Origin of the sequence: Microbacterium sp. K35, from assembly GCF_004794375.1 — a bacterium.
GTDB classification, from domain to species: Bacteria; Actinomycetota; Actinomycetes; order Actinomycetales; family Microbacteriaceae; genus Microbacterium; species Microbacterium sufflavum.
Genome location: NZ_SSDM01000261.1, coordinates 1 through 4,297 on the forward strand (window position 1 = coordinate 1; position 4,297 = coordinate 4,297).

At 73.1% G+C, this 4,297-nt stretch carries 5 protein-coding genes and 1 pseudogene; 1 reads left to right on the forward strand and 5 read right to left on the reverse strand.

What is annotated here, in order from left to right; translation table 11 throughout:
- From DW299_RS09950 to DW299_RS09970, 5 genes and pseudogenes are all read right to left on the reverse strand, one after another.
- Positions 1–260, reverse strand: a pseudogene (locus tag DW299_RS09950) (hypothetical protein); the annotation flags it as partial.
- Positions 257–1,192: a flagellar motor switch protein FliM gene (locus tag DW299_RS09955; protein WP_205814364.1), complete on the reverse strand. Its 936-nt coding sequence runs from the start codon at positions 1,190–1,192 to the stop codon at positions 257–259. The pseudogene DW299_RS09950 and the gene DW299_RS09955, both read right to left, overlap by 4 nt.
- 43 nt (positions 1,193–1,235) lie before the next feature.
- A complete protein-coding gene (locus tag DW299_RS09960) occupies positions 1,236–2,045 on the reverse strand; it encodes an OmpA/MotB family protein (RefSeq protein WP_136031172.1) in 810 nt (269 codons plus the stop codon).
- On the reverse strand, positions 2,042–2,854 hold the full coding sequence (locus tag DW299_RS09965; RefSeq protein WP_136031174.1) for a motility protein A: 813 nt from the start codon (positions 2,852–2,854) through the stop codon (positions 2,042–2,044). The genes DW299_RS09960 and DW299_RS09965 overlap by 4 nt, the downstream gene beginning before the upstream one ends.
- Positions 2,854–3,111 (reverse strand): flagellar FlbD family protein, encoded by a 258-nt coding sequence (locus tag DW299_RS09970; RefSeq protein WP_136031176.1) that lies wholly within the window; start codon positions 3,109–3,111, stop codon positions 2,854–2,856. The genes DW299_RS09965 and DW299_RS09970 overlap by 1 nt, the downstream gene beginning before the upstream one ends.
- Positions 3,112–3,382: 271 nt before the next feature.
- Between DW299_RS09970 and DW299_RS09975 the strand changes: the two genes are divergently transcribed.
- A partial coding sequence (locus DW299_RS09975; RefSeq protein ID WP_240745373.1) for a coiled-coil domain-containing protein occupies positions 3,383–4,297 on the forward strand: 915 nt, incomplete at its 3' end.

A 4,297-nucleotide genomic window follows, 5' to 3' on the forward strand; every position in this document is an offset into this window, starting at 1 on the left:
CCCAGGGCGGTCACGGCCGCCTCCAGCGCGTCGAGCAGCCGGTCGGCGACGGGCCGTCCCGCCAGGCCGTCGATCAGCGCGTCGGGGTCGAGCAGCTGCACGGCGAGCTGGGCTCCGGCTTCGCCGACGAACTGCACGACGACCGCGTCGCCGGTGTCGCCGGAGGCCTGCGACGCCCGTGCGGTGACGGGCGCTGCCGTGGGGAGCCGGGCGGCGAAAGCGGCGGCGACGGCGGATTCGTAAGCGGTGGTGCTGGTCACGCGGACTCCTGGGCGGCGGGGGCGGATGCGGGGACGGTGGTGGTGACGACGCACGCGAGGCGCGCGCCGGAGCTGCCGACCGCGGCCGTCGCGACGGTCTGATCGCCGACCGTGAGCAGCAGCGGCCGGTCGGCGGAGTGGGGGAGGGCGAGGAGGTCGCCGACCGCGAGGTCGAGCACCTCGCGCGGCAGGACCGAGCGGGGCGCGAGGCGCAGCGCGACCTCGACGGGCGCGGCCTCGACCTGGCGGCGCACGAGGCCCGGGGTCTCCGCACGGTCGGTGAGGGCCTCGCGCACGGCGAACCCGGACAGCACGGACGCGGGCAGCATGATGCTCGCCGGCACCGTGCGCCCGCCATGCCGCATCGACAGTCGCGCCACGATCACCGGCTCCCCGGCGGCCGCGACCTGCGCGAACTGTGAGCTGTACTGGATCCCGGCGACGGTGACACCGGTGGGCAGCAGGCCGTCGAGCGCGGCCGCGAGGTGCTCCGTGGCCTCCGTCACGAGGGAGCGCAGCAGCGCCTGCTCGATCGGCGTGAAGGTGCGGTCGTCGACCGTCGCGGTCGAGCGCCCTCCCACCATCTGCACGATCCACGAGGTGGCGGTGGAGGTCGGCACCTGCAGGATCATCCGCTCGTCGGAGTCGGGCAGGGCGCACACGATCATGGTCGTGGTGGTCGGCAGCGACTGCGCGTACTCGCCGTAGGTGAGCATCCCGACGTGCTCGACCGCGATGGTCGCGCGCACGTGGATCCGGCCGGACAGCTGCGCCGACCACTGCCTGGCGAACGTCTCGAACGCGAGCTCGAGCGTGCGCGCGTGCTCGCGCGACAGCGTCGCCGCACGGCCGAAGTCGTACACCTCGACCTCGGCGGTCGCTGTCGCCGTGCGTGCGCGCACCGCGGAGCGCGCACCGTCATCCCTCACCACGTACCCGACTATCGGGCGGCGGAGGGCGTGCGTTAGGGAGGGGTCAGGGGGAGGTCTGCGCCGCGCCCGCGGCGGGGAGCAGCGCTCGCACCTCCTCGCTCGCATCGGAGAGGACCACGATGTCGACGCGGCGGTTCTCGGCCAGCTGCTCCGGGGTGCTGCCGGCGACCACGGGACGGGTGTCGCCGAAGCCCACCGACTTCAGGTGCGCGGGCGGCAGGCCGGCCGACTCCACCAGGTAGCGCAGCACCTGGGTCGAGCGCCCGGCCGACAGCTCCCAGTTCGTCGGGAACGGCGCGACGGAGCCCCGGGCGTCCGCGTGGCCCTCGACCGAGATCTCGTTGGGCGTCGTGACCAGCACCGATCCCAGCGCGTCGAGCACCTGCGTGGCGGCGGGGCTCAGCGCGGTGCTGTTGGTGGTGAAGAACGTCTCGGCGCTCACCAGGCCGATCGTGAGGCCGCGCTCGTCGATCGTGAAGGTCACGTCGGCTTCGAGGCCGCGCTCGGCGAGCACCTGCCGCAGCCGGTCGCGCAGCGCCGACAGCTCGTCGAACTCCTGCTGCGCCGCCGCGGCCTCGGTGTCGGCGAAGTCCTGGCCCTTCTCGTCCACCAGCTCGGGCGGCACCACGACACCGGTGACCGCGTCGATGTCCTCGGAGGGCTCCTGCCCGAAGCCGGTGGCGAGCGACGCGCTCAGCGCCTCGAACTTCTCCTGGTCGACGGTCGACATCGCGAACAGCACGATGAACATGCACATCAGCACCGTGACCATGTCGAGGTACGACGCCATCCAGCGCTCGTCCGGTCCGCTGTGCTCGGACTCGGTCACGCGGCGGCGTGCGCGCACGCTCATGAGAACAGGTCCTCGGCGTCCTCCGCGGGTGCGGGCTGCTCGGTGCGGCGCGAGCGTCCGCCGGACCGGTCGGACACCAGCGCGCCGAGGCGCTCCCGCACCAGCTGCGGTGCGGCGCCCGCCTGGATCGCCAGCATGCCCTCCATCAGCACGGTCATGCGCTCCAGCTCCAGCTCGCCCAGGCGCTGCAGGCGTCCGCCGATCGGGAGCCAGATGAAGTTGGCCGACAGCAGGCCCCACAGCGTCGCGACGAACGCGGCCGCGATCATCGGGCCGAGCGTGTCGGGCTTGTCGAGCTTCTCCAGCACGTGCGTCAGCGACACGACCGTGCCGATGATGCCGACCGTGGGGGCGAAGCCGCCCAGCGTCATGTAGAAGCGCGAGGCCGTGCGGTTGCGGGCGGCGGTCGAGGTCAGCTCGTCCTCCAGCAGCACCCGAAGGTCTTCCGCGTCCGTGCCGTCGGCGATGCTCTGCAGTGCCTGCCGGAGGAACGGGTCCTTCTCCTCGTCGAGGCCCTGCTCGAGGGCGAGCAGCCCCTCCGACCTGGCCTTCTCGGCGTAGCCGACGACCGTGTCGATCATGCTCTGCGCGGTGCGGCGCTCGCCGCGGAAAGCCCGGGGGAGCGACTTCACGGCGTGCAGGGCGTCGCGCAGCGTGCCGCTGGCGAGACCCACGGCGATGGTCGCGCCGAACACGAGCACCATCGGGGCGGGCAGGAGCAGCGAGCCGATGGTCGCGCCCTCGAGGTTGATCATGGCGATCAGGGCCCCGAACGCGAGGACCAGACCGAGGATGAGCGACGGATCCATCAGGCCTCCGTCCCGGCGGCGGCCGTGTCGACGGTGTCCGTGTCGACGGTGTCCGTGGCGACGAGGGCGGCGGCGGTGGCGAGCACTCCCGCGCGGAAGCGGGTGATGCGGGCGATCACGTCGTCCATCGTCTCCGTGACGACGAAGGTCGCGCCGTCGACCATGATCAGTGTCGTGTCGGGCGTGGCCTGCACACGTTCGATCAGGTCGGGGTTCACCGCGAACCGGGTGCGGTTCAGGCGCGTGAGGACGATCATGGGCTCCATCCTGGAAGGCTCGCTCCGTCCGGAGACGGAGAACAGACGGCCCGTCCTGGGCTGTCGGGAGGGACTGTCGGCCGTGCGGCGCGACGCGTTAGGGCGCGGGGTCCGCGACGCGCCGACGACGCCCCGACCTGGCGCGTGCGCCGTGTCGCAGGCGGCCGGGCGCGTCGACCGGGGTCAGCATGGACGGGACCGGACCCGACCGAGAGCGCATCGACGTGCGCGCGGCGCCGGAGGCGGACCGGAAGAGAAGGAGACGCACCCCGTGAAGCAGCGAACCCCGCAGACGGCGGCCGAGACGGCGGCGGAGGACTGCGGGTGCGCCCCGACCCCCGCCGAGCGCGAGTCGCTGTGGCGGGTGAACGTCAGCCGCCGCGGCGCCTTCGGGCTCGGGGCGCTCGGCGTGGTCGCGCTCGCCGCGTTCGGCGTGGGCACCGGGGTGTCGGCCGCGTACGCCGCGACCTATCCGAGCTGGGACGACGTGCAGCGGGCAAAGAACAACGAGGCAGCCAAAGCGGCCGAGGTCTCGCGCATCGAGGGGCTGATCCAGTCGCTCACCCGCAAGGTCGCGGAGACGCAGGCGGCGGCGCAGGTCGCGTCGGACGAGTTCTACGCCGCCCAGCAGGCCTACTTCGCGGCGATCACCGAGGCGGACAACCTCCAGGCGGAGGCCGATGAGCAGTCCGCGCTCGCCGAGTCCTCCGCGAAGAAGGCCGGACAGATCGCGGCGCAGCTGTACCGCAGCGGCGGAGACGACACCTCGCTGCAGCTGTTCTTCGCCGGCTCCGGTGCGAGCGCCGACCAGCTGCTGTCGCGGCTCGGCACGATGGACAAGTTCCTGCAGTACAACCAGTCGGTGTACGACAACGCCGTCGCGGCGCGCAACGCCGCCCAGTCGCTGAGCGACCAGGCCGCGGTCGCCCGTGATGAGCGCGACCGGCTGCAGCAGGTCGCCGAGCAGAAGATGGAGGCGGCACAGCAGGCCGCGGAGGCCGCGCAGGCCGCGCTCGACGAGCAGTCGGCGAACCTGGAGACCATGCAGGCGCAGCTCGCGGCCCTCAAGGACACCACGGCCACCACGGTCGCGCAGTACCAGGCGGGTGTCGCGGCGCGCGAGGCCGAGGAGAAGGCGCGACGCGAACGTGAGGCCGCCGCGGCGGCTGCGGCGGGCGGCGGCAAC